The sequence below is a fragment of the Pseudomonas sp. CCOS 191 genome, from assembly GCF_001007005.1.
Classification (GTDB): Bacteria; Pseudomonadota; Gammaproteobacteria; order Pseudomonadales; family Pseudomonadaceae; genus Aquipseudomonas; species Aquipseudomonas soli.
The window spans coordinates 5,883,052-5,906,025 of sequence record NZ_LN847264.1 but is presented as its reverse complement, the minus strand read 5'-3'; the positions used below and the strand labels follow the sequence as shown (position 1 = coordinate 5,906,025).

General features: G+C 64.8%; 23 protein-coding genes and 1 pseudogene. 7 read left to right on the top strand and 17 right to left on the bottom strand.

Annotation, left to right across the window (positions count from 1 at the left end; genetic code table 11):
- Nucleotides 1–4 precede the first annotated feature (4 nt).
- From recG to exbB, 5 genes are all read right to left on the bottom strand, one after another.
- Nucleotides 5–2,083, bottom strand: a complete 2,079-nt coding sequence (gene recG, locus CCOS191_RS26280) for an ATP-dependent DNA helicase RecG (RefSeq protein ID WP_046857598.1) — start codon at nucleotides 2,081–2,083, stop codon at nucleotides 5–7.
- 4 nt (nucleotides 2,084–2,087) lie between these two features.
- Nucleotides 2,088–3,014, bottom strand: a complete 927-nt coding sequence (locus CCOS191_RS26275; protein WP_046857597.1) for a hydrogen peroxide-inducible genes activator — start codon at nucleotides 3,012–3,014, stop codon at nucleotides 2,088–2,090.
- A 94-nt stretch (nucleotides 3,015–3,108) separates the two neighbouring features.
- Entirely contained in the window at nucleotides 3,109–3,843 is a 735-nt protein-coding gene (locus tag CCOS191_RS26270) for an energy transducer TonB (RefSeq protein ID WP_046857596.1), read from the bottom strand.
- Nucleotides 3,840–4,268 (bottom strand): TonB system transport protein ExbD, encoded by a 429-nt coding sequence (exbD, locus tag CCOS191_RS26265; RefSeq protein WP_023632733.1) that lies wholly within the window; start codon nucleotides 4,266–4,268, stop codon nucleotides 3,840–3,842. The genes CCOS191_RS26270 and exbD overlap by 4 nt, the downstream gene beginning before the upstream one ends.
- 3 nt (nucleotides 4,269–4,271) lie before the next feature.
- Nucleotides 4,272–5,258, bottom strand: coding sequence for a tonB-system energizer ExbB (exbB, locus tag CCOS191_RS26260; protein WP_046857595.1), 987 nt, complete (start codon nucleotides 5,256–5,258; stop codon nucleotides 4,272–4,274).
- A gap of 191 nt (nucleotides 5,259–5,449) precedes the next feature.
- Here exbB and CCOS191_RS26255 point away from each other — a divergent pair, with 191 nt between their 5' ends.
- Nucleotides 5,450–6,307, top strand: coding sequence for an SDR family oxidoreductase (locus CCOS191_RS26255; protein ID WP_046857594.1), 858 nt, complete (start codon nucleotides 5,450–5,452; stop codon nucleotides 6,305–6,307).
- A 46-nt stretch (nucleotides 6,308–6,353) separates the two neighbouring features.
- Here CCOS191_RS26255 and CCOS191_RS26250 read toward each other — a convergent pair whose 3' ends face one another.
- The 5 genes from CCOS191_RS26250 to CCOS191_RS26230 form a co-directional block, all read right to left on the bottom strand.
- On the bottom strand, nucleotides 6,354–7,079 hold the full coding sequence (locus CCOS191_RS26250; RefSeq protein WP_046857593.1) for a hypothetical protein: 726 nt from the start codon (nucleotides 7,077–7,079) through the stop codon (nucleotides 6,354–6,356).
- Nucleotides 7,080–7,134: 55 nt separating this feature from the next.
- The gene (locus tag CCOS191_RS26245; protein ID WP_028689951.1) at nucleotides 7,135–7,515 is read right to left on the bottom strand and encodes a RidA family protein; all 381 of its coding nucleotides are present in this window, start codon (nucleotides 7,513–7,515) and stop codon (nucleotides 7,135–7,137) included.
- Nucleotides 7,516–7,538: 23 nt separating this feature from the next.
- Nucleotides 7,539–9,647: a bifunctional GTP diphosphokinase/guanosine-3',5'-bis pyrophosphate 3'-pyrophosphohydrolase gene (spoT, locus tag CCOS191_RS26240; RefSeq protein WP_046857592.1), complete on the bottom strand. Its 2,109-nt coding sequence runs from the start codon at nucleotides 9,645–9,647 to the stop codon at nucleotides 7,539–7,541.
- Nucleotides 9,648–9,706: 59 nt separating this feature from the next.
- Nucleotides 9,707–9,970, bottom strand: a complete 264-nt coding sequence (gene rpoZ, locus CCOS191_RS26235; RefSeq protein ID WP_008091595.1) for a DNA-directed RNA polymerase subunit omega — start codon at nucleotides 9,968–9,970, stop codon at nucleotides 9,707–9,709.
- A 239-nt stretch (nucleotides 9,971–10,209) separates the two neighbouring features.
- Nucleotides 10,210–11,085 (bottom strand): LysR family transcriptional regulator, encoded by an 876-nt coding sequence (locus CCOS191_RS26230; RefSeq protein ID WP_038707061.1) that lies wholly within the window; start codon nucleotides 11,083–11,085, stop codon nucleotides 10,210–10,212.
- A gap of 207 nt (nucleotides 11,086–11,292) precedes the next feature.
- Between CCOS191_RS26230 and CCOS191_RS26225 the strand changes: the two genes are divergently transcribed.
- The 3 genes from CCOS191_RS26225 (at nucleotide 11,293) to CCOS191_RS26215 (ending at nucleotide 15,107) form a co-directional block, all read left to right on the top strand.
- Nucleotides 11,293–12,675, top strand: coding sequence for a glutamine synthetase family protein (locus CCOS191_RS26225; RefSeq protein WP_038707060.1), 1,383 nt, complete (start codon nucleotides 11,293–11,295; stop codon nucleotides 12,673–12,675).
- Between the two features lie 4 nt (nucleotides 12,676–12,679).
- The gene (locus tag CCOS191_RS26220) at nucleotides 12,680–13,453 is read left to right on the top strand and encodes a gamma-glutamyl-gamma-aminobutyrate hydrolase family protein (protein ID WP_046857591.1); all 774 of its coding nucleotides are present in this window, start codon (nucleotides 12,680–12,682) and stop codon (nucleotides 13,451–13,453) included.
- A 112-nt stretch (nucleotides 13,454–13,565) separates the two neighbouring features.
- Complete coding sequence (locus CCOS191_RS26215) at nucleotides 13,566–15,107, top strand: APC family permease (protein WP_046857590.1); 1,542 nt, start codon at nucleotides 13,566–13,568, stop codon at nucleotides 15,105–15,107.
- 132 nt (nucleotides 15,108–15,239) lie between these two features.
- Here the strand turns inward: CCOS191_RS26215 and gmk are convergent, their stop codons facing one another.
- The gene (gene gmk / locus CCOS191_RS26210) at nucleotides 15,240–15,860 is read right to left on the bottom strand and encodes a guanylate kinase (RefSeq protein WP_046857589.1); all 621 of its coding nucleotides are present in this window, start codon (nucleotides 15,858–15,860) and stop codon (nucleotides 15,240–15,242) included.
- Between the two features lie 13 nt (nucleotides 15,861–15,873).
- Nucleotides 15,874–16,737 carry a YicC/YloC family endoribonuclease gene (locus CCOS191_RS26205; protein ID WP_046857588.1) on the bottom strand — a complete coding sequence of 288 codons (864 nt, stop codon included), beginning with the start codon at nucleotides 16,735–16,737 and terminating at the stop codon, nucleotides 15,874–15,876.
- A gap of 224 nt (nucleotides 16,738–16,961) precedes the next feature.
- Between CCOS191_RS26205 and rph the strand changes: the two genes are divergently transcribed.
- Nucleotides 16,962–17,684 (top strand): ribonuclease PH, encoded by a 723-nt coding sequence (rph, locus tag CCOS191_RS26200; protein ID WP_046857587.1) that lies wholly within the window; start codon nucleotides 16,962–16,964, stop codon nucleotides 17,682–17,684.
- 24 nt (nucleotides 17,685–17,708) lie between these two features.
- The gene (locus tag CCOS191_RS26195; protein WP_046857586.1) at nucleotides 17,709–18,077 is read left to right on the top strand and encodes a DUF4870 domain-containing protein; all 369 of its coding nucleotides are present in this window, start codon (nucleotides 17,709–17,711) and stop codon (nucleotides 18,075–18,077) included.
- Between the two features lie 47 nt (nucleotides 18,078–18,124).
- Here CCOS191_RS26195 and CCOS191_RS26190 read toward each other — a convergent pair whose 3' ends face one another.
- Complete coding sequence (locus CCOS191_RS26190) at nucleotides 18,125–18,904, bottom strand: exodeoxyribonuclease III (RefSeq protein ID WP_023629898.1); 780 nt, start codon at nucleotides 18,902–18,904, stop codon at nucleotides 18,125–18,127.
- Between the two features lie 80 nt (nucleotides 18,905–18,984).
- Here CCOS191_RS26190 and pyrE point away from each other — a divergent pair, with 80 nt between their 5' ends.
- Nucleotides 18,985–19,626, top strand: coding sequence for an orotate phosphoribosyltransferase (pyrE, locus tag CCOS191_RS26185; RefSeq protein ID WP_011536401.1), 642 nt, complete (start codon nucleotides 18,985–18,987; stop codon nucleotides 19,624–19,626).
- 57 nt (nucleotides 19,627–19,683) lie between these two features.
- On the opposite strand, the gene CCOS191_RS26180 is transcribed toward pyrE, so the two are convergent.
- From CCOS191_RS26180 to dut, 4 genes and pseudogenes are all read right to left on the bottom strand, one after another.
- On the bottom strand, nucleotides 19,684–19,890 hold the full coding sequence (locus CCOS191_RS26180; protein ID WP_023629900.1) for a hypothetical protein: 207 nt from the start codon (nucleotides 19,888–19,890) through the stop codon (nucleotides 19,684–19,686).
- 178 nt (nucleotides 19,891–20,068) lie between these two features.
- On the bottom strand, nucleotides 20,069–20,974 hold the full coding sequence (argB, locus tag CCOS191_RS26175) for an acetylglutamate kinase (RefSeq protein WP_023629901.1): 906 nt from the start codon (nucleotides 20,972–20,974) through the stop codon (nucleotides 20,069–20,071).
- Between the two features lie 30 nt (nucleotides 20,975–21,004).
- Nucleotides 21,005–22,378, bottom strand: a pseudogene (locus CCOS191_RS26170) (phosphomannomutase/phosphoglucomutase); the annotation flags it as partial.
- A gap of 135 nt (nucleotides 22,379–22,513) precedes the next feature.
- Nucleotides 22,514–22,969, bottom strand: a complete 456-nt coding sequence (gene dut, locus CCOS191_RS26165; RefSeq protein WP_046857584.1) for a dUTP diphosphatase — start codon at nucleotides 22,967–22,969, stop codon at nucleotides 22,514–22,516.
- Nucleotides 22,970–22,974 lie beyond the last annotated feature (5 nt).

Here is a 22,974-nt window from a genome sequence, read left to right as displayed (position 1 = left end):
GGCGTCACACCTGGCCATATTGTTGGCCGTGGCGCAACCAGCGGTCGAGTAGCGGGCTGACGTGGTCGGGCCAGCGTGCCAGCAGGGCCTGGGCGGCATCGCGCACCGCCGGCAACAGGTCGGCATCGCGCATCAGGTCGGCGACCTTGAACTGTAGCAGGCCGGTCTGGCGGGTTCCGAGCATCTCGCCGGGGCCACGCAACTCCAGGTCCTTCTCTGCTATGACGAAACCATCGTTGGTTTCGCGCATGATGCCCAGGCGCTCACGGCCGATCTGCGAAAGTGGCGGGTGGTAGAGCAGCACGCAGTGGCTTGCCGCGCTGCCCCGGCCGACCCGGCCGCGCAGCTGGTGCAGCTGGGCCAGGCCCAGGCGCTCGGGGTTCTCGATGATCATCAGGCTGGCATTGGGTACGTCGACGCCTACCTCGATCACCGTGGTGGCCACCAGCAATTGCAGGTCGCCGGCCTTGAACTCGGCCATCACCGCGGCCTTTTCCGCGGGCTTCATGCGCCCGTGGATCAGGCCCACGCGCAGTTCGCCCAGGGCGCTGCCCAACTCCTCGAAGGTACTTTCGGCGGCCTGGCAGGTCAGCTCCTCGGATTCTTCGATCAAGGTGCACACCCAGTAGGCCTGGCGACCTTCGGCACAGGCGGCGCGGACCCGCTCGACCACCTCGAAACGACGGCTGTCGGCAACCAGTACGGTATTCACCGGTGTACGACCGGGGGGCAGCTCGTCGAGGACCGAGGTGTCCAGGTCGGCGTAGGCGCTCATGGCCAGGGTGCGTGGGATCGGGGTGGCGGTCATGATCAACTGGTGCGGGCACAGCTGGCCCATGACGCCTTTCTTGCGCAGGGCCAGGCGCTGTTGCACGCCGAAACGGTGTTGTTCGTCGATGATCGCCAGGGCCAGGTGCTTGAACTGTACCTCGTCCTGGAACAGCGCATGGGTACCGACCACCATCGGCGCGCCATTGGCGATCTGCTCCAGGGCGCTGGCGCGGGCCTTGCCCTTGAGCTTGCCGGCCAGCCAGGCGACTTCGATGCCCAGCGGCTCGAGCCAGCGTTTGAAGGTGATGAAATGCTGCTCGGCGAGGATCTCGGTGGGGGCCATCAGCGCCACCTGGTAACCGGCCTCCAGGGCCTGCAGCGCCGCCAGGGCGGCGACCACGGTCTTGCCGGCGCCCACGTCACCCTGTACCAGGCGCATCATCGGTTCGGGTTGGCTGAGGTCGTAGGCGATTTCGTTGCCGACGCGCTGCTGGGCACCGGTTGGGTTGAAGCCGAGGTTGGCCAGGTATTGGGCCGGCAGGCGGGTGGCCTTGGGCAGTACCGGCGCACGCAGGCTGCGCTGGCTTTCCCGCAGGCGCTGCTGGGAGAGCTGATGGGTCAGCAGTTCCTCGAAGGCCAGGCGGTGCTGGGCCCAGTGATGGCCCTCGGCAAGCTCGTCCAGATCGGCATCGGCCGGCGGGTTGTGCAGGTAGCGGATGGCATCGCTCAATGGCGCCAGCTGGTAGTCGCGGGCCAGTTGGTCGGGCAGCCAGTCCGGCAGGCTGCGCGGGCCGAGCAGGCCCAGGCTCTGCTGGCACAGCAGGCGCAGGCGCTGCTGGGTGAGGCCTTCGGTGGTCGGGTAGATCGGCGTCAGCGTCTGTTCGACCGGCGGCGGTGCTTCGTCGCCGTTCAGCGCCCGGTATTCCGGGTGGTAGATTTCCAGCCCCGAGGCGCCGGGGCGCGCTTCGCCATAGCAACGCAGGTGAGTGCCACGCTTGAGGCCTTCCTTCTGCGCATTGCTGAAATGGTAGAAGCGCAGGCTCAGCGTGCCGCTGCCATCGCCCAGGCGCACCACGAGACTGCGCCGCTTGCCCATGGTCACGTCAGCGCCGCTGACCACGCCCTCGATCACCGCGTCCTGGCCGGGACGCAGCTGGCCGATGGGCACCACGCGGGTGCGGTCCTGGTAGCGCAACGGCAGGTGGAACAGCATGTCCTGCAGGTTCTCCAGGCCGACCTTGGCGAGTTTTTCTGCCATGGCTTCACCAACACCCTTGAGCGTGGTGACCGGGACGTTCGACAGCTCGGTCATGGGCTCAGGCCGGTTGTTCCACGGGTGGCTTGGCCACCGAGCAGAGACGGATCGAGTCGGCGAGGATCTCGATGGCCTTCGGCCGCGGGAAGCTGGCGCGCCAGGCGATGGCCACGGTGCGGAACGGCGCGGGGGCGGTCAGCGGGCGAACTTCGATGACGCCCGGCGCGTAATGATGGCTGTGCACCGCCGACAGCGGCAGGATCGAGACGCCCAGGCCGGAAGCGACCATGTGGCGGATGGTTTCCAGCGAGCTGGATTCGACCGTGGTGTGCTTGGAGGCCTCGCCGCCCTTGTTCAGGGTAGGGCAGGCTTCGAGCACCTGGTCGCGGAAGCAATGCCCCTCGCCCAGCAGCAGCAGGCTCTTGTCGTTGAGCATGGAGGTGTCGATGGTGTCCTTGGCGGTCCACGGGTGGTCGGCCGGCATCAGCGCACAGAACGGTTCGTCGTACAACGGCAGGGTCAGCACGTCGGCCTCGTTGAACGGCAGGGCGATGATCACCGCGTCCAGTTCGCCATTGCGCAGCTTCTCGCGCAGCACGTGGGTGAAGTTCTCTTCGATGTACAGCGGCATCTGCGGCGCCACGCGGTGCAGTTGCGGGATCAGGTGCGGGAAGAGATAGGGGCCGACGGTGTAGATGGCGCCAACCTTGAGCGGGGCAGTCAGTTGGTTCTTGCCGGCCTGGGCCAGTTCGCGGATGCCCTGGGCCTGTTCCAGCACCTTCTGCGCCTGGGCGACGATGCTCTCGCCGACCGGCGTGAGGCGCACCGCGCTCTTGCTGCGCTCGAAGATCAGCACGCCGAGTTCGTCCTCGAGCTTCTTCACGCCCACCGAAAGGGTCGGCTGGCTGACGTGGCAACGCTCGGCCGCGTGGCCGAAGTGCTGCTCTTGCGCGAGGGTGACGATGTAGCGAAGTTCGGTGAGGGTCATAACGTGCGTCCATGAAGTTGCGGCCCCAGCATAGCGGCTGCAATCGATAGACGCACGTTATCAGACTTGCCGTTTTGTGACAGAAACAAAAACGTCAGCGTCGGTCCAGCGAGTAGACGAACGGCGCAACCACTTCGATCGTGCCATTGTTCAGCAACTCCGCCGGAGGCTTGGGTACCGTGCCGGCACGGCGGATCATCTCCAGTGTGGCCCGGTCCAGCGCCGCGCTACCCGAACCACCGGCCAGCGTGTACGACACCACCTTGCCTTCGGCGTCGACCACGAAGCGCAGGCGGTTGATGCCCTGCAACCCACGGCGGCGAGCGTCCTCGGGGTACTTCTTGTACTTGGCCAGGTGGCGCAGCAGGTCACTCTGCCAGCTCGGCAGGGCATTGCTGTTGGACGCGATGCTTGGCTGCGGCGCCGCCGACTTCTGCGGTGGCGTGTTGCTGGGCGGTGTATCCGCCACATCGTCCTTGGCCGGCGGTTCGTCCTTCGGCGGCTCCAGTTTTTTCTCAGGCTTGGGCGGCTGAGGCTTGGCCTTGGGCTTGGGCGGCTTGGGGATGGCGATCTTCGGCTTCGGCGCCTCTGCCAGCTTGGGCAGCGGCGGCTCCTCGATCGGCGTCGGCGGTTTCGGGGCGGCCTTGGGCGGTGGCGGTGGCGCGGGCTCTGGCAGCGGTGCCAGCTCGACCATCATCGCTGCCGGCGGCAACTCGAGGGCCTGGGGCACCGACCAGTTGAGCGTCAGCAGCACGGCGACCGCGTGCACACCCAGCACGATCGCCAGGCTGCCACCGTAGCGCGCCATGTTTGAGCGCGTTTTCGTCATTTCTTGGCTGCCGTCTCGAGGCCGACCAGGCCGACCTTGAGGTAGCCGGCGGCGCGCATGGTGTTCATCACTTCCATCAGGTCGCCGTAGTCGACGCCTTTGTCAGCCTGGAAGAAGATGGTGGTTTCCTTGTCGCCCTTGGTCTTGGCGTCGAGCATGGCGCCAAGCTGGTCGCGCTGGGCCACCTCGTCGTCGCCGAGGTAGAGCTTCTTGTCGGCCTTGACGCTGACGAACACCGGCTTCTCGGGCCTCGGCGCCGGCTTGGCGGTCGAGGCGGGCAGGTCGACCTTGATGTCGACCGTGGCCAAGGGTGCCGCGACCATGAAGATGATCAGCAGCACCAGCATCACGTCGATGAACGGCGTGACGTTGATTTCGTGGTTCTCGGCGAGGTCGTCGCCACCTTCGTTGAGATGCAGGCCCATGGTTTACCCCACTTTCACCATGTGCGGGGCGGCGCGTTCGCCACCCTGGTGGTCCAGATCACGGCTGACCAGCAGCAGTACCTGGGCGGAGGCGTCGGACACCTGTGCCTTGTAGCCGGCGATGGAGCGGGCGAAGACGTTGTAGATGACCACGGCCGGGATCGCGGCAACCAGGCCCAGGGCGGTAGCCAGCAGGGCTTCGGCGATGCCTGGAGCGACCACGGCGAGGTTGGTGGTCTGAGTCTTGGCGATGCCGATGAAGCTGTTCATGATGCCCCACACGGTACCGAACAGACCGACGAACGGGGCAGTGGAGCCGATGGTGGCCAGCACGCCGGTACCGCTGCTCATGGTGCGACCGCTGGCGGCCACCAGACGCTCGAGGCGGAAGCTGACGCGTTCCTTGATGCCTTCCTTCTCGCGAGCGTTGGCCGACAGGCGCATCTCTTCGAGGGCATCATGCACCAGGGTGTGGGCCAGGGTGCCTTCCTTGTTCGACACCTCGCTGGCCTCTTTCAGGCTCACCGAGCGTTTCAGGGCGGCGATCTCGCCACGCAGGCGGCGCTTGGCGCCCATCAGCTCGAAGCCTTTGGCGATCCAGATGGTCCAGGTGATGATCGAGGCGATGGCCAGGCCGATCATCACGGCCTTCACCACCACGTCGGCGTTCTTGTACATGCCCCATGGGGACAGGTCGTGGGCCATGCCCAGCGAGGTGTCTTCGACCATCGCCTGCACGTTCTCGTCGGCCGGTGCCTGGCCATCCACTGGGGCGTTGGCGTCGGCAGGCGCGTCGGTTGGCGCGGCTACCGGTGCCTGGCCTTCGGCGGCAGGCGCGGCCGGGGCGCTGGCGGCTGCCGGTGCGGCGGCAGTGGCGGCGGGCTCATCGGCCATGGCCACGGGGGCCAGTACCAGGCTGAACATCAGCGCGGCAATGGCGCGCCAGGCGCGCGACGGGGTTGGCGAAGCGGAAGGTTGAGTACGTGTCATGCTGGCCGGACCTGATGAAGAGAAATGGGTTGAGTTCTTCAAGGCCTCGAAGCAGGCCGAGAACAGACAGGGCCGCCATTATTGCAAGTAATTCTTGTTAACAAAAGAATGGAGAGCGCTTTTTTTAACCTTTGTCTAGCCGCTGATCGCTAAATCCGGTTAGCGTGAACCTTTGGATTTGGAGTTTCATGATGTCGGACCTGAGTGCGTTGATCGTCGGCTGCGGCGATGTGGGAGGCCGTCTGGCCCGCCAGTTGCTCGCCCATGGGTGGCAGGTCGATGGCCTGCGCCGGTCGGTGCGGGACCTGCCCGAAGGGGTGCGGCCCGTTGCCGCCGACCTGTCGAACCCGCAGCTGCCGGAAGCGTGGCCCGCGCGTGCGCCGGACTACCTGGTGTACTGCGTGGCGGCCAACCAACATGACGAAGCGGGCTACCAGGCCGCCTATGTCGACGGCTTGCGCCATGTGCTCGATTGGTTGAAAACCAATGGCCAGCGGCCGCGTCGCCTGCTGTTCGTTTCCAGCAGCAGTGTCTATGCACAACAGGATGGTGAGTGGATCGACGAAAGCGCAGCCACCGCACCCGAGGGGTATTCGGGCAAGGTGATGCTCGAAGCGGAGCGCCTGGCGCTGGGTAGCGGCATCCCCGCCAGCATCGTGCGCCTGACCGGGATCTATGGGCCGGGCCGTGAGTGGCTGCTGAGCCAGGTACGTCAAGGCTACCGAGTGGCCGAGGAGCCGCCGTTGTACGGCAACCGCATTCACGCCGAGGATGCCGCTGGTTTGCTGGCGCACCTGCTGCAGGCCGATGCCCGGGGTGTGGCGTTGGACGATTGCTACATCGGTGTCGATGACGATCCGGCGCCGCTGGCCGAGGTGGTGGGCTGGCTGCGCGAGTACCTGGGGGTCACCGAGTGGTCGGACGAGCAGCGGGTGCGGCGTACCGGCAGCAAGCGCTGCAGCAATGCGCGGGCTCGGGCACTGGGCTGGGCGCCGCAGTATCCGAGCTATAAAGAAGGCTATGCGGCCATTCTGCAAGGGCGTGGTTGAGAGAGCCGGCCTTATCGCGGGGCCAGTCGGGCCGCCGCGATGATGGCTAATCCTTTTCCAGCACCCACTGCCGGGCGCCGGCAGTCAGTTGCGGCATTTCATCCGGCTGGGCGCGGTTCACCGCCTGGAAGATCTCCAGGGTGTCACCGTCGCGCTTGAAGATCCACGGCGCGCCACGCTGGTTGCGCTCGAGCCACAGGCTGTCGTTGCCATCGCCCATGGTCGCGCAGTCACCCGCCAGGCACAGGGCAAAGCGGTCCGGCCCGGGCAGGCCGGTGACATTGCCGGTATCGCTGAAGCGCACTAACCCGCCCTTGCCCTGACCCTCGACGATCTTCCAGTCACCGCCCAGGTATTGCTGGTACAGCGCCTTCTCGAAACTGCCGCCCAGCGCAGCGCCTTCTGGCGCCTTGCTGCGCACGAACGTCTGCTGATGGCCGGAGGGGTCGATAGTCACCAGTTCGTCGCCATCGAGCTTGAGCTGTTCGGTCAGGTCGCCTTCGAAGTTGACCTGCCAGTCCTTCTCGTTGGCGCTCAGACGCCCGTCGGCGGCCTCGAAGCCATTGCTGAAGCTGGCCTGCTGGTTCTTGACGTCGATCTTCCACTCGAACACCGGACCCTTCGCGTCCAAGGCCTGGCGCAGGCTGGTGCCTTCGCTGGCGGCGTCGATGGCGGCCTGGTTGATCCAGGTGCCGTTGAAATCTTCAGGCTTGTGGCTGGCGCAGCCGCCCAGGAGCAGGGCTGCCAGCGTGAGAGGCAATGCGTGGCGCATGGTGAAAACCTTGAGGCGGGAGGAGGGTGACGGGCCTTGGCCCGTCACCGGGGTATTACTCGAGAACCAGGATGGCGTCCATCTCGACCTGGGCGCCCTTGGGCAGGGCAGCCACGCCGATGGCGGCGCGGGCCGGGTAGGGCTGCTCGAAGTAGCGGCCCATGATCTCGTTGACCTTGGCGAAGTGGCTCAGGTCGGTGAGGAAGATGTTCAGCTTGACGATGTCCTTGAACGAACCGCCAGCGGCTTCGGCCACCGACTTCAGGTTCTCGAACACCTGGACGGTCTGGGCTTCGAAGCCCTCGACCAGCTCCATGGTTTTCGGGTCGAGCGGGATCTGCCCCGACATGTACACGGTGTTGCCGGCCTTGATCGCTTGCGAGTAAGTGCCGATGGCGGCTGGGGCCTTGTCGCTGGTGATGACGGTCTTGCTCATGATGACTCCTTGCGGTTGGCGGACTACGCACGCATCCGGGTGATGCGGACCACGCCGGTCAAGGTGCGCAGCTTCTTGATCACACGGGCCAGGTGCACGCGGTCGTGCACGCTGACCACCAGTTGGACCACGCTGATACGGCCGTCGCGTTCGTCCATGCTGATTTTCTCGATGTTGCCGTCGGCGGCGTTGACGCTGCTCGCCAGCAGGGCGATCAGGCCGCGCTGGTGCTCCAGCTCGACGCGCAGCTCGACGTTGAACTCGCCGGTGATGTCCTTGGCCCAGGAGAGCTGCAGGCACTTCTCTGGGTTATGCCGGACTTCACTGATGTTGCGGCAGTCTTCCAGGTGCACGACCATGCCTTTGCCCGCCGACAGGTGGCCGACGATAGGATCGCCCGGGATCGGCGTGCAGCACTTGGCGTAGCTGAGCACCAGGCCCTCGGTGCCGCGGATCGCCAGCGGGCCTTCCGGGGCCGGCAGCTGTTCGCCTTCGGCGGACAGCAGGCGGCGGGCGACCACGTAGGCCATGCGGTTGCCCAGGCCGATGTCTTCGAGCAGGTCTTCGACCAGCTCCAGGCGGTACTCGGTGAGGATCGCCTGGATGCGCTCCTGCGGGATCTTCTCAAGGCTGCTGTCGAAGCCGGTCAGCACCTTGTTCAGCAGGCGCTCGCCAAGGCTGATGGACTCGGAGCGGCGCTGCTGCTTGAGGGCGTGGCGGATATGCGTGCGCGCCTTGCCGGTGACCACGAAATTGAGCCAGGCCGGGTTCGGCCGGGCCCCCGGTGCGCTGACAATCTCGACGGTGGAGCCGCTCTGCAGTGGCTCGGACAGCGGTGCCAGGCGGCGGTTGATGCGGCAGGCGATGCAGCTGTTGCCGACGTCGGTGTGCACCGCGTAGGCGAAGTCGACGGCGGTGGAGCCCTTGGGCAGCTCCATGATCCGGCCTTTCGGGGTGAAGACGTAGACCTCGTCCGGGAACAGGTCGATCTTCACGCTCTCGATGAATTCCAGCGAGTTGCCGGCGCGCTGCTGCAGCTCGAGGATGCCCTTGACCCATTGGCGGGCGCGGGCATGGCTGCCTTTTGGCTGCTCTTCCTCGTTGGACTTGTACAGCCAGTGCGCGGCGATGCCGTTGTTGGCCATCTCTTCCATCTCGCGGGTGCGGATCTGGATTTCGATGGGAACCCCGTGCATGCCGAACAGCGTGGTGTGCAACGACTGGTAGCCGTTGGCCTTGGGGATCGCGATGTAGTCCTTGAAGCGGCCCGGCAGCGGCTTGTACAGGTTGTGCACGGCACCGAGCACGCGGTAGCAGGTGTCGACCTTGTCGACGATGATGCGGAAGGCGTACACGTCCATGATCTCGGTGAAGGCGCGGCGCTTGCCGCGCATCTTCTTGTAGATGCCATAGAGGTGTTTCTGCCGGCCGCTGACCTCGCCCTCGATGCCGTCGGCGGCCAGGCAGTTGGCCAGCGAGGTCTCGATCTTGGCGACGATTTCCTTGCGGTTTCCGCGCGCGGCCTTCACCGCCCGGTGGATCAGCGACGAACGCATCGGGTGCATGGCTTTGAAGCCGAGGTCCTCGAATTCCACGCGCACGGTGTGCATGCCCAGGCGATTGGCGATGGGGGCGTAGATCTCGAGGGTTTCCTTGGCGATGCGCCGGCGTTTTTCGCCGGAGAGCACTTCCAGGGTGCGCATGTTGTGCAGGCGGTCGGCCAGCTTGACCAGGATCACGCGGATATCGCGGGCCATGGCCATGGCCATCTTCTGGAAGTTTTCGGCCTGCGCCTCGGCCTTGGTCTCGAAGTTCATCTGGGTCAGCTTGCTGACCCCGTCGACCAGCTCGGCGACGGTCTCGCCGAATTGCTGGCTCAAGGCTTCCTTGGCGATGCCGGTGTCTTCGATCACGTCGTGCAGCATGGCCGCCATCAGGCTCTGATGGTCCATGTGCATGTCGGCAAGGATGCTGGCCACCGCCAGCGGATGGGTCACGTAGGGCTCGCCGCTGCGGCGGCGCTGGCCATCGTGGGCCTGTTCGGCGTAGAAGTAGGCCCGGCGAACCAGGTTGACCTGTTCGGGGCCCAGATAGGTCGACAGCCGTTCGGCGAGGGCTTCTATACCCGGCATGGTTTCACCTCTTGCAGTAGAAGAGGGCCTTGCGCCGCACGGTGTCGACTGGGCATCAATCAGACGGCCTCGTTGTTCTCGTCCTCGAACGCGGCGAATACCGGATCCTCGGTGACGATCTCTTCGGCGGCGATGAACTCTGGCGTGACGATGCCTTCGGCGATTTCACGCAGGGCGACGACGGTAGGCTTGTCGTTTTCCCACGCAACGCGTGGCTCTTTGCCGCCGGTAGCCAGCTGGCGGGCGCGCTTGGTCGAGAGCATGACCAGCTCAAAGCGGTTATCCACGTGTTCCAGGCAGTCTTCAACAGTTACGCGGGCCATGGTCTTCCTCAGTAGCAAATGCGGTTAGGCGTGCAGCCCAGAATGGGCAGGCGGACTCGATAGTTTAAAAAATCACCAGCCAATAGGGAAGGGCTGTTTTGTCGGGTGGCCTTTCTCCGATGCTGTTGGAATCGCTTTGCGGGCCCTGTGGAAGCGGACTTGCCCGCTAAGCAGTCCGTGTCCTGCCTGATTCGGACGATAACGGTTCTTGTTACCCGAAAACAACCGCCCTTGACGCGTTAACGCAACATTGCGTCGCGCAGGCGCGGGGTCAGCTCCTCGAACAGCGTCTGCACCGAGCGCAGGGCACGGCAATCGGGCCGCGTCAGCAGCCACAACTGGGTGTCGCAGCCGGGCAGCGGGCCGCTCAGTGCCTCGACGCCGGGCAGGTCGTGGACCATGTAGTCGGGTAGCGCCGCCACGCCCAGGCCGGTGGTCACCAGTTGGGCGATGGTCGACATGCCGCTGCACTGGTAACGCGGGATCAGGCCGGGATGATGCTGGTTGCGCCAGACCACGGTGGCGTGGTCCTGCATGGAATCGTCGGGGGCGATCCACGGCACGCTCAGGGGCGCCTCCTGCAGCCGCTCGCGCAGCGCTGGCTGGCCGCAGACCACGTAGGAGGTCGACCCCAGGCAGCGCCCGACAAGGTGCTCCGGCGGCGTGTTGGTCAGGCGCAGGGCGATGTCGGCATCGCGGCGGCTGAGGTTGGCGAAGGTGTTGGAGGTACCCATCTCCAGCGACAACGCCGGATAATTGGGCATGAACTCGGCCAGCGCCGGCAGCAGCAGGCTGTGCAGCACGGCCTCGGTGCAGGTCAGGCGCACGGTGCCGCTGACCACCTGTTCGCCGCTGGTCAGGGCGATGCGCGCCGCGTCCAGTGCCTGTTCGGCACGCTCGGCCTGTTCGGCCAGGGCCTGGGCGGTGTCGGTGGGCAGGTAGCCTTTACGGCTCTTGACGAACAAGGCGGTGCCCAGCGCCGACTCCAGCCGGCGGATCGAACGGAACACCGTCGAAACGTCGACCTTGAGCAGTTCGGCTGCCTTGGCCAGCGAGCGGCCGCGCTCCAGTGCCAGGACCAGGGAAAGGTCCGCATGGTTGATCTGATATTGCATCGGTGCACGCTCTGCTTGCCAAAATGCCAATGTCTGTTGCGTTTTGGCCATTTTATAGTGGAACGGCCCCCGGGAATCAATGCAGCCGGTCGGCAACCAGCCCCCAACGATGGGCCAGTGAAAAGAACAACAGCAGCACCATCGTCGCCCTCCAAGGCGTCATCCGCAGTTCCCACATCGCCGCTCCGAATCAAAGGATGTACAGCCATGACGTCGGTCTCCCCGTGCGCCAGTTCTTCCCGCGAGATGAATGAATTCCTGGATGCCCATCCGGATACCCAGTACGTCGACCTGCTGATCTCCGACATGAACGGCGTGGTGCGCGGCAAGCGCATCGAGCGTGCCAGCCTGCACAAGGTGTACGAGAAGGGCATCAACCTGCCGGCGTCGCTGTTTGCGCTGGATATCAACGGCTCGACCGTCGAAAGCACCGGGCTGGGCCTGGATATCGGTGACGCCGACCGCATCTGTTTGCCGATTCCCGGCACGCTGTGTGACGAACCCTGGCAGAAACGCCCCACCGCCCAGCTGCTGATGACCATGCATGAGCTGGACGGCGCGCCGTTCTTCGCCGACCCGCGGGAAGTGCTGCGCCAGGTGGTGAGCAAGTTCGACGACCTGGGCCTGGATATCTGCGCCGCGTTCGAGCTGGAGTTCTACCTGATCGACCAGGACAACCTCAACGGTCGCCCGCAGCCGCCGCGCTCGCCGATTTCGGGCAAGCGCCCGCAGTCGACCCAGGTGTATCTGATCGATGACCTTGATGAGTACGCCGACTGCCTTCAGGACATGCTCGAAGCCGCCAAGGAGCAGGGCCTGCCGGCTGATGCCATCGTCAAGGAAAGCGCGCCGGCGCAATTCGAGGTGAACCTGCACCACGTCGCCGACCCGCTGAAGGCCTGTGACTACGCGATCCTGCTCAAGCGCCTGATCAAGAACGTCGCCTACGACCATGAGATGGACTCCACCTTCATGGCCAAGCCCTATCCGGGCCAGGCCGGCAACGGCCTGCACGTGCACATTTCGTTGCTGGACAAGAAAACCGGCAAGAACATCTTCGCCAATGAGGACCCGCTGCAAAGCGACACCCTGCGCCATGCCGTCGGCGGTGTGCTGGAAACCATGCCGGCATCGATGGCGTTCCTCTGCCCGAACATCAACTCGTACCGTCGCTTCGGTGCCCAGTTCTACGTGCCCAACGCGCCGAGCTGGGGCCTGGACAACCGCACCGTGGCCGTCCGTGTGCCGACCGACAGCAGCGAGAACGTGCGCATCGAACACCGCGTGGCCGGCGCCGACGCTAACCCGTACCTCATGCTTGCGGCGATCCTCGCCGGCATCCACCACGGCCTGACCAACAAGGTCGAGCCGGACGCGCCGATCGAAGGCAACTCGTACGAGCAGTTGGAGCAGAGCCTGCCGAACAACCTGCGTGATGCCCTGCGCGCGCTGGATGACAGTGAAGTCCTCAACCAATACATCAGCCCGGACTACATCGACATTTTCGTGGCCTGCAAGGAGAGCGAGCTGGCCGAGTTCGAAGTGTCGATCTCCGACCTCGAGTACAACTGGTACCTGCACACGGTGTAAGCCCATGAGCGCAATTGCGGTCCCCTTGATCGGTGTCAGCGCCTGCCGTCAGCAGGTGGGGAAGAACTCGTCGCACACGGTGGGCGACAAGTATGTCGAGGCCGCGGGCTTTGCCGGGTTGCCGCTGATCCTGCCGGCCCGTGACGGCGGCAGCGACACGCAGGCGCTGTTGGCCAGGCTCGATGGCATTCTTTTTACCGGTTCGCCTTCAAATGTCGAGCCGCATCATTACAATGGCGCGCCCAGCGCGGAAGGCACCCGGCACGATCTTGCACGTGACCGCCTGACCTTGCCGCTGCTGCAGGCGGCCATTGCCGCGGGTGTGCCGGTGTTGTGCATCTGCCGTGGCTTCCAGGAACTGAACGTGGCCCTCGGTGGCAGCCTGCACCAACGGGTGCAGGAGTTGCCCGGCTACCTGGACCACCGCGAACCTGAGGATGCACCCCTGGAGGTGCAATACGGCCCTCGTCACCCCGTCGGTATACAGCCGGGTGGGATGTTCGAGCGCCTGGGCCTGGCTGCGCGGTTCGAGGTCAACTCGCTGCACAGCCAGGGTATCGACCGCCTGGCCCCGGGCCTGCGCGTCGAGGCACGGGCCCCGGATGGCCTGATTGAAGCGGTGTCGATGCCTGATGCGCCGGGCTTTGTACTCGGCGTGCAGTGGCACCCTGAATGGCGTTTCGCCGAAAACCCGGTTTCGCTGCGCCTGTTCGAGGCGTTCCGCGAGGCCTGCATTGCCCATGCTGTACGGGAGGGTGTGCGCCAGAAGACCCTCTGACGTCACCCGGTAGTCTCGGATGACCCACCCCGGCAGTGAGCTTTCAATGAGTGGAAGCGGGCCCTCTACGGCGGGCCTGTGAAAACAATTCCAATAGTTACGGCAAATACTCATGAGCGATTACACAGAAGCCGGCCGCCCACCCGACGTGGCGGCCGACTCGGGCAACACCCAGCGCAGCAAGGGCCTGGCCAAGGGCCGCCTCGGCCTGCTGGCCAGCGTCGTGCTGGGCATTTCCACCATTGCACCGGTCTACACCCTGACTGGCGCGCTCGGCCCGACCGTGCGTGAAGTCGGCGCCCACTTGCCGGCGGTGTTCATCGTCGGCTTCCTGCCGATGCTGCTGGTCGCCCTGGGCTACCGCGAGCTGAACTCGGCGGAGCCCGACAGCGGCACGTCCTTCACCTGGTCGGCCCGGGCCTTCGGCCCGATGATCGGCTGGATTGGCGGCTGGGGGCTGGTGGTGGCCACCACTATCGTGCTGTCCAACCTGGCAGGCGTGGCGGTGGACTTCTTCTACCTGTTCCTGGCGCAGATCACCGGCAACCAGGAGCTGGCCGCGCTGGCGGACAACCTGTTGATCAACGTCACCACCTGTTGCGTGTTCATCGCCCTGGCAGTGTGGATCTGCTGTCGCGGCATGGCCACCACCATGACGGTGCAGTACGGCCTGGTGGCCTTGCAGTTGCTGGTGCTGATCGGCTTCGCCTTTGCCGCGTTCGGCGAGACCACCGCGCCGCCGCCGCTGGCGTTCGACCTGGCCTGGTTCAACCCGTTCGGTGTCGAATCGTTCTCGGCCTTTGCCGCCGGCCTGTCGCTGTCGATCTTCATTTTCTGGGGCTGGGACGTGTGCCTGACCGTCAGCGAAGAGTCGATCGGCAGCGACGAAGTGCCGGGCAAGGCGGCGACCTGGACCGTGCTGCTGATCCTCGGCCTGTACCTGCTCACCGCCATCGCCACCCTGCAGTTTGCCGGGATCAGCGAGCATGGCCTGGGCCTGAACAACCCGCGCATCCAGGAGAACGTGTTCGCCCACCTGGCCGGCCCGGTCATGGGGCCGCTGGCGATCCTGATGTCCATCGCGGTGCTGGCCAGCACCGCGGCCTCGCTGCAATCGACCTTCGTCTCGCCGGCGCGCACCCTGCTCGCCATGGGTTACTACGGCGCCGTGCCGCAACGCTTCGCCACGGTCTGCCCGCGTTCGCAGACGCCGCGCTACGCGACCATCTGTGCCGGCATTGCCGCGGGCCTGTTCTACGTGACCATGCGTACCCTCAGCGAGAACGTGCTGGCCGACACCATCACCGCCCTGGGCATGATGATCTGCTTCTACTACTCGCTGACCGCCTTTGCCTGCGTGTGGTACTTCCGCCGCAGCCTGTTCGACAGCGTGCGCCACTTCTTCATGCGCGGCGTGTGCCCGCTGGTGGGTGGCCTGATCCTGTCGGTGATCTTCCTGCGCACGGCGATAGACAGCGCCTCGCCAGACTTCGGCAGTGGCTCGCATGTGGGTGGGCTGGGGCTGGTATTCGTGATCGCGGCGATCATCTCGGCGCTGGGCATCGTGCTGATGCTGCTGTCGCGGCTGCGTGCGCCGGCGTACTTCCTGGGGGCTACCCTGCGTCAGCAGGCCACTATCCAACTGCAGGAATAACAGCTGGGGGCGCTTTGCGCCCCATTCGCTGGCAAGCCAGCTCCCACAGGTACGATGCTTGACTCGAGGTGGCGTGATCCATGTGGGAGCCGGCTTGCCGGCGAATGGGCCTCGCAGAGGCCCCGGCTGTCTTCAGCCGACCAGTTGTTTCAGCAGCGCCTCATGGCGCTGTTGTTGTTTCTTGAGCAGTAGCCGGTTCGAGCGGAACACCGCTTTCAGGTCATCCAGCGCCACATCGAAGTCATCGTTGATGATGACGTACTCATATTCGTCGTAGTGCACCATCTCGCTGACCGCTTCCTTCATGCGTCCGGCGATGATTTCCTCGCTGTCCTGGCCACGGCCGTCCAGGCGTTGGCGCAGGGCCTCCTGGCTTGGCGGCAGGATGAAGATCGAACGCGCCTCGGGCATCAGCTTGCGCACCTGCTGGGCACCTTGCCAGTCGATCTCCAGGATCAGGTCGTAGCCCTGGTCGAGGGTTTCCTGCAGGGCGCTGCGCGAAGTGCCGTAGAAGTTGCCGAACACTTCGGCGTGCTCGAGGAAATCGCCTTGGGCGATCAGTGCCTTGAACGCTTCGTGGACGACGAAGTGATAGTTGACCCCGTGTTCCTCGCCCGGGCGCATGGCGCGGGTGGTGTGGGAGACCGAGACGCGGACGCGCTCGTCGTCCTTGATCAGGGCCGTGACCAGGCTGGTCTTGCCGGCGCCGGACGGGGCCGAGACGATGTAGAGGGTGCCGCTGCTGTGGTTCATGGTAGGGGTGGCCTTACTCGATGTTCTGTACTTGTTCACGCATCTGTTCGATCAGCACCTTCAGGTTGACTGCTGCCTGCGTGCTGCGTGGGTCGAATGCCTTGGAGCCAAGGGTGTTGGCTTCGCGGTTGAGCTCCTGCATCAGGAAGTCCAGGCGCCGGCCGGCGGCGCCGCCCGACTTGAGCACCCGGCGCACTTCGGTGGCGTGGGTGCTGAGGCGGTCCAGCTCTTCGGCGACGTCGCTCTTCTGCGCCAGCAGGACCATTTCCTGCTCCAGGCGCTGCGGGTCGAGCTCGGCCTTCATATCGCCGAAGCGATCGAGGACCTTCTGCCGTTGCGCGGCCAGCATCTGCGGCACCAGGGTGCGCAGGGTGGCGACTTCGCCGGCCATGCTGTCCAGGCGTTCGTTGATCAGCCGGGCCAGTTCGGCGCCTTCGCGTTGGCGGCCGGCCTTGAGTTCGGTCAGGGCTTCGTCGAACAGTGCGATGGCTTCGGCATTGAGCGCTTGCGGATCGGTGGCGTCGGCCACCAGCACGCCCGGCCAGGCCAGTACTTCCAGCGGGTTGAGCGGTGCCGGTTGCTTGATCAGGCTGGCGACGGTTTCGGCGGCAGCGACCAGTTGCGCGGCGCGTTCGCGATCGACCTGCAGTGGCTTGCCGGTGCTGTCCTCGCTCAGGCGCAGGGTGCACTCGACCTTGCCGCGCGAGAGGCCTTGGCGCAGGCCTTCGCGTACGGCGCCTTCGAGGTCGCGCAGGGCCTCGGGCAGGCGCAGGTGGGGTTCGAGATAGCGGTGGTTGACCGAGCGCAGCTCCCAGACCAGGGTGCCTTGGCTGCCAGCGCGCTCGACACGAGCAAAAGCGGTCATGCTATGCACCATGGGGAGTACCTCGCGTATTCAGGTGGACGGGGAGCCTGTCGGCTGCAAGGCGCAGGATTGTAGCGCAGTGCGGCGCGGGCGCCCAATCCAGCCATGCTAACGGTCGCCCCGAAACCTGTCGGAAAACACGACAGGCTGCGCGAGCGCGACGACAGGCGTGCCTTCGTCGGGTGTCGGGCTCTATAATGCTCGGCAGATTCAAAGTCCCCGTACAGGTATTCCAGATGAAACGTCCAAGTGGTCGCGCCGCCGATCAGCTCCGCTCGATCCGCATTACTCGCAACTACACCAAGCACGCCGAAGGATCGGTTCTGGTCGAGTTCGGTGACACCAAGGTCATCTGCACGGTCAGCGTCGAGAACGGTGTTCCGCGCTTCCTCAAAGGCCAGGGCCAAGGTTGGCTGACCGCCGAGTACGGCATGCTGCCGCGCTCCACCGGCGAGCGTAACCAGCGCGAGGCCAGCCGTGGCAAGCAAGGCGGCCGCACCCTCGAGATCCAGCGCCTGATTGGCCGCTCCCTGCGCGCCGCGCTGGACATGAGCAAGCTCGGCGACATTACCCTGTACGTCGACTGCGACGTGATCCAGGCCGACGGCGGCACCCGCACTGCCTCGATCACCGGCGCCATGGTCGCCCTGTGCGACGCCCTGGCGGTGATCAAGAAACGTGGCGGTCTCAAGGGTGGCAACCCGCTCAAGCACATGATCGCTGCGGTATCGGTGGGCATGTACCAGGGCGAGGCCGTGCTCGACCTCGACTACCTCGAGGACTCCGCCGCCGAGACCGACCTGAACGTGGTCATGACCAGCGCCGGTGGTTTCATCGAGGTACAGGGCACCGCCGAGGGCGCGCCGTTCCAGCCTGCCGACTTCAACGCCATGCTGGCGCTGGCGCAGAAGGGCATGGACGAAATCTTCGAACTGCAGAAGGCGGCACTGGCCGACTGAGCAGACACCAGGGAGGTGCGGGACATGAAGGATTCGGATCTGCCGATCACCCCGCCCAGCGCCGATGTCCGGCAATGGGCGATGTTCTGCCACCTCTCGGCGCTCCTGGGGCTGGTGCTGCCCCTTGGGCATTTGCTCGGCCCGCTGGTGCTGTGGCACCTCAAGCGCGAACAGGACCCATTCATCGATGCCCAGGGCAAGGAGGCGCTGAACTTCCAGATCAGCGTGACCATCGCTGGCTTCGTCTGCTTCCTGCTGATGTTCGTGTTCATCGGCATCCTGCTGTTCGCCGTGCTGATGGTGGCGGTGCTGATCCTGATTATCCTGGCAGCGGTCAAGGCCAATGAAGGGCAGCCGTATCGCTATCCCTTCATCTGGCGGCCGATCAGATAGACACAAAAAAGCCGACCTGATGGTCGGCTTTTTTGTGCGTGCCATCCTCAGATGGTCAGCGTCCAGTCGTAGTCCACGATCAGCGGCGCGTGCTGGGAGAAGCGCGGCTGGCGCGGCAGGCGAGCGTTGCGCACGAAGCGGCGCAGGCCTGGGGTGAGGATCTGGTAGTCGAACCGATAACCCAGGTTGAGCATCTCGGCTTGCTCGTTGTCCGGCCACCAGCTGTACTGGTCGCCTTCACGGCTGACTTCGCGCAGGGCATCGACATAGCCCATGTCGCCGACGATGGCGTCCATCCAGGCGCGCTCGGGTGGCAGGAAACCCGGCGACTGCTGGCTGTCACGCCAGTTCTTGATGTCGAGCTTCTGCTGCGCGACGTAGAACGAGCCGCAGTAGATGTACTCGCGACGCTTGCGGCGCTGCTTGTCCAGGTACTTGGCGAAGTCGTCCATCAACTTGAACTTCTGGTTCAAGTCCTCGTCGCCGTTCATGCCCGAAGGCAGCAACAGGCTGGCAATACTGACTTTGTCGAAATCTGCTTGCAGATAACGCCCGTAGCGGTCGGCTGTCTCGAAGCCCAGGCCGGTGATGACTGCCTTGGGCTGCATGCGCGAGTAAAGTGCCACGCCACCTTGGGTGGGCACCTCCGCGTCGCAGGCGTAAAGGAAATAGCCATCGAGCTGGAAAGCTGGGTCGTCGAGTTCAAAGGCCGAGGCGCGGGTATCCTGAAGGCAGATGACGTCGGCATTCTGGGCCTGTAACCAGCTGAGCAATCCACGCTCGGCCGCAGCCTGAATGCCATTTACGTTCACACTGATGATCCGCATAAATGGCCCCAAAAATCTCGTGCGTGTATGATACCCGAGCTCAACACATTTAGCTAAATCCGTGGTGTCCGGGACCTTTCATGCAGCCGTATCAGCGCGACTTCATCCGTTTTGCCATCGATCGCGGCGTTCTGCGCTTCGGTGAGTTCACCCTGAAATCGGGGCGTACCAGCCCGTACTTCTTCAATGCCGGCCTGTTCAACACCGGGTCCGCCCTGGCGCAGCTGGGGCGTTGCTACGCGGCGGCCATCGTCGACAGCAAGATCCCCTTCGACGTGCTGTTCGGCCCGGCCTACAAGGGTATCCCCCTGGCGGCGGCCACTGCCGTGGCCCTGGCCGAGCAACACCAGCTCGACGTGCCGTGGTGCTTCAACCGCAAGGAAGCCAAGGACCATGGTGAGGGCGGCAGCCTGGTCGGCGCCCCGCTGGCCGGCGACGTGCTGATCATCGACGACGTGATCACCGCCGGCACTGCCATCCGCGAAGTGATGCAGATCATCAACGCCCAGCAGGCCAAGGCCGCCGGCGTGCTGATCGCGCTGAACCGCGAAGAGCGCGGCAATGGCGAGCTGTCGGCGATCCAGGAAGTCGAGCGCGACTTCGGTATCCCGGTCGTGAGCATCGTCTCGCTGACCCAGGTGCTGGAATTCCTGGCTGACGACCCGCAGCTCAAGCAACACCTGCCGGCGGTCGAAGCCTACCGCGCCCAGTACGGTATCTGACGCACACACGGCAACGGAAAAGGCGACCCTGAGGTCGCCTTTTTTCATGCCGGTGTTTCAACGGCCGTTGGGGTAGGGGTCCTGCACGGCGTCGCCGACACCGGTCAGGATCTTCCAGGCGCGCTTCGGGTGGGAAATGGTGTCGAAATCGGGGCAAGGCGGGAGTGACTTCTTACCCTGATTGGAGTACTCGTAGCCGCAGTCGGCACACTCGTAGCTACCTGCGGAAACATCGCTGCCGTAGGGCACCTCGTCTTTTTTCATCGCTGGATCTCCTGTGTGTGGGAAGTCTCCATGCTAATCAGCCGATGAAAGCAGATGTTGTAGTACCCGTCCGACACTGCTGTGGGACTGTTCTGGGCGGTGCTCGTCTTGTCGCGATACAAGCCCGTACCCTCCATCTGCGTGGGGGGCGGGCTTGCATGGCAGAGGGCTGGTTGAATCAGCGTGGCTTGCGGTTGCTGATCAGCGTGCCCACGCCGCTGTCGGTGAAGATCTCCAGCAGCACGGCATTCGGCACGCGGCCGTCGATGATGTGCGAGCTGTTCACGCCACCCTGGACGGCATCCAGCGCGCACTTGATCTTCGGCAGCATGCCGCCGTAGATGGTGCCGTCGGCGATCAGCTCGTTGACCTGCTCGGTGCTCAGCCCGGTGAGGACCTCGCCCTGCTTGTCCATCAGGCCGGCGATGTTGGTCAGCAGCATCAGCTTCTCGGCCTTGAGCGCCTCGGCCACCTTGCCGGCCACCAGGTCGGCGTTGATGTTGTAGGACTCGCCGTTGGCGCCCACGCCGATCGGCGCGATCACCGGGATGAAGTCACCCTTGACCAGCATGTTCAGCAGGTCGGTGTTGACGCTGACGACCTCGCCGACATGGCCGATGTCGATGATTTCCGGGGTGGTCATCTCCGGGGTCTGGCGGGTGACGGTGAGCTTCTTGGCGCGGATCAGCTCAGCATCCTTGCCGGTCAGGCCGATGGCGCTGCCGCCGTGGCGGTTGATCAGGTTGACGATGTCCTTGTTCACCTGGCCGCCCAGGACCATCTCCACCACGTCCATGGTCGCCGCGTCGGTGACGCGCATGCCATCGATGAAGTGGCTGTCGATCGACAGGCGCTTGAGCAGGTCGCCGATTTGCGGGCCGCCACCGTGAACCACCACCGGGTTGATGCCTACAGCCTTCATCAGCACGATGTCACGGGCGAAGCCGGTCTTGAGCTCCTCGCTCTCCATCGCGTTGCCGCCGTACTTGATCACCAGGGTCTTGCCGACGAAGCGGCGGATGTAAGGCAGTGCTTCGGACAAAACCTCGGCTACATGGGAAGCGGCATCGCGATCGAGGGTCATGCAGGGCTCCAGGTAAGGAACGGATAGTCGTCAGAACGGCAGTTGCAGGCCTGGTTGGACCCGCAGCAACTGCGTGCGGAATACAGCCTTGATTCGGTCGAGTTCTGCGGCGCTGTCGGCCTCGAAGCGCAGCACCAGCACCGGTGTGGTGTTGGAGGCGCGAACCAGGCCCCAGCCGTGGGGATAGTCGACCCGCACACCGTCGATGGTGGTCAGGCTGGCTTCGCCCCAGTCGGCGTCGCGTTGCAGTGCATCAATGATGCTGAATTTACCCTCGTCGGTCACATCAATGTTGATTTCCGGCGTGGAAATATCATTGGGGAACGCGGCGAACAGGCTTTCGGCGTCCTGCCCGGCCTTGCTGAGGATCTCCAGCAGGCGCGCGGCGCTGTAGATGCCATCGTCGAAACCGTACCAGCGTTCCTTGATGAAGATGTGCCCGCTCATCTCGCCGGCCAGCAGCGAGCCGGTCTGTTTCATCTTCTTCTTGATCAGCGAGTGGCCGGTCTTCCACATCAGCGCGCGGCCACCGTGCTGTTCGATCAGCGGGGTCAGGCGGCGCGTGCATTTGACGTCGAAGATGATCTCGGCGCCCGGGTTGCGCGACAGCACGTCCTGGGCGAACAGCATCAGCAGGCGGTCGGGGTAGACGATGCTGCCGGTGTTGGTCACCACACCCACGCGGTCACCGTCGCCGTCGAAGGCCAGGCCGATATCGGCGCCGGTCTCTTTCACCTTGGCGATCAGGTCTTCCAGGTTCTCGGGCTTGCCCGGGTCCGGGTGGTGGTTGGGGAAGTTGCCGTCGACTTCGCAGAACAGTGGGATCACCTCACAGTTCAACGCTTCGATCAGTTGCGGAGCGACCACGCCGGCCGCGCCATTGCCGCAGTCGACCACCACCTTCAGGCGTTTGGCCAGTTTCACGTCGGCAACGATCTGCTGGAAGTAGCGATCAAGGATCTCGACCTTTTCCACGCGGCCTTCGCCGCGGGTCAGGTCGTTGGTCTTCAGGCGGGTCAGCAGGGCTTGGATCTGCTCGTTAGCCAGGGTGTCGCCGGCAATCACGATCTTGAAACCGTTGTAGTCCGACGGGTTGTGGCTGCCGGTGAGCATCACGCCCGACTTGCCGGCCAGCACATTGGCCGCGTAGTACAGCGCCGGGGTCGGCACCAGACCGACATCGCTGACCTGGCAACCAGCGTCGGCCAGGCCTTTGATCAGTTGCTCGACCAGCATCGGGCCGGACAGGCGACCGTCACGGCCGACCGAGATCTGTGGCTCGCCCTGGGCGAGAGTCTGGGCGCCGATGGCGCGACCGATCCAGTAGGCGGTCTCGGCATGCAGGGTCTTGCCGACCACGCCGCGGATGTCATAGGCGCGGAAGATGCTGTCGGGCAGTGCGGGGACCAGCTGGGCCATGTCGTTCATCTCTGGGGACTCCAAGTATTCAAAGGCTTCTGGGCAGGCACAAACTGAACGCTTGGACGGTGGTTTCGCCGCAGAGTTCGCCATCCATGGCCCGAACGGTCTGCTGTCGGCTCAGCGGGTGCCTGAATGGCCGAAGCCGCCGGCGCCACGCTGGGTTTCGTCGAACTGCTCGACGATATCGAAGTGCGCCTGCACCACCGGCACCAGGATCAGCTGCGCGATACGCTCGCCAACGGTGATGGTGAACGGCGTGGTGCCACGGTTCCAGCAGGACACCATCAGCTCGCCCTGGTAGTCGGAGTCGATCAGGCCAACCAGGTTGCCCAGCACGATGCCGTGCTTATGGCCCAGGCCCGAGCGCGGCAGGATCATGGCCGCCAGGCCCGGGTCGCCGATGTACACCGCCAGGCCGGTGGGGATCAGCAGGGTCTGGCCCGGTTCGAGGACGGTGTCCTCCTTGAGCAGGGCGCGCAGGTCCAGCCCGGCGGAACCGGGGGTGGCGTACTGCGGCAGGGGGAATTCGGTGCCCAGGCGTGGGTCGAGGATCTTGGCTTGAAGAGCGTGCATGTAAC